This is a genomic window from Streptococcus mitis (assembly GCF_001579035.1).
GTDB classification, from domain to species: domain Bacteria; phylum Bacillota; class Bacilli; order Lactobacillales; family Streptococcaceae; genus Streptococcus; species Streptococcus mitis_J.
Window position 1 is genome coordinate 1 of sequence record NZ_KQ970303.1, and the last position, 1,119, is coordinate 1,119.

1 protein-coding gene is annotated in these 1,119 nt (G+C 40.5%); it reads right to left on the minus strand.

Annotated features, from left to right (window positions below; genetic code table 11):
- Positions 1 to 362 precede the first annotated feature (362 nt).
- The coding region (locus tag SMIDD26_RS10780) for an IS30 family transposase (protein WP_134990308.1) at positions 363 to 1,119 on the minus strand (757 nt) is incomplete at its 5' end.

The window sequence follows — 1,119 nt, forward strand, 5'->3', positions numbered from 1 at the left end:
AATAGTAAGAACGAGCTCTGGGGCAAGGTTCATTAGTTTCACCTCCTCTCACGAACCGTAAGGAACGTAATCGGTAACCGATGACAAAAATAGTATATCACATTAAATTTGGTAAATTCCCAAACTAAGTTCCACTGCTAATCCAAGTGGAAGTTAGTCTGATAAAAATCGTAAAAACCAGTAGAAATCCGTGTCAGGGTAAGTTCCACTGGTTTTACTCATGCTTGATTTCATCGCTTTTGTAGCCGAAAGGAATCGAAAAAAAGAGCGCACAAAATCCCCTCATCTGAAAGCGTTTCAGATTAAGTTCCGCTATGATGGAAGTTAGTGTGAGACGTTGGAATGGGGTTTTAGGTTAGTTTTTAGAACTTATGTTGGAGTAATGTAGACGACTGACAGACGTCTTCTGCAGGTATTTTAGAAATGCCGAGAAGCTTAGGAATTTCTTCTCCATAGGTAAATGCAAAGAGTTCATAGGCTGACTTTCCATTTAAAGCAGCACGTTTGACGCTGTTGACATGCGAACAAACGAGATTGATATCCTCTTGAGTTAAATTGTCAAAAGAAGTTCCCTTAGGTAGAATGTCGCGAATTAGCGTGTGATTTTTCTCAATTCTGCTTTTCTGGTCAGAGCGATTAGGGTCACAAAAGAAGAGTTTACTCTCTCCTCGCACATCCATTTCGATGTCATCAACCCTTGCAAACTCTCCACCATTATCGGTAAGAATGACAGGAAAGAGTTGACAGAAATCTTTATCAGCTTGGTGAAGAGTGTTCTTGATGTCATAGAGATGTTTGGTAACCTCAAGGGCAGTTTTATTATCCAGAAGTCTAGCGAAGATAAAGTTACAGAAAGATAGATTGAAGGTGAGTAGGACTTTACCTCCCATTCTCCCCATAACTGTGTCCATTTCCAGCCAAGAGTCTAGTTGATTCAGTGCTAAATAGTTTTGGAAATCCTCATAGGAACGGCCTTTTTTAGCTTCTTTAGGGATGGAAGGTAGCTTACTTTTCCGTCTTTCTTTGAATTTAACGGCTCTGGCTAGGTCAATAGGAGCGATAGATAGGTATCCTTTTCGGATGTGTCGATAGACGGTTGAGGAGCTGACATCAAGGTTA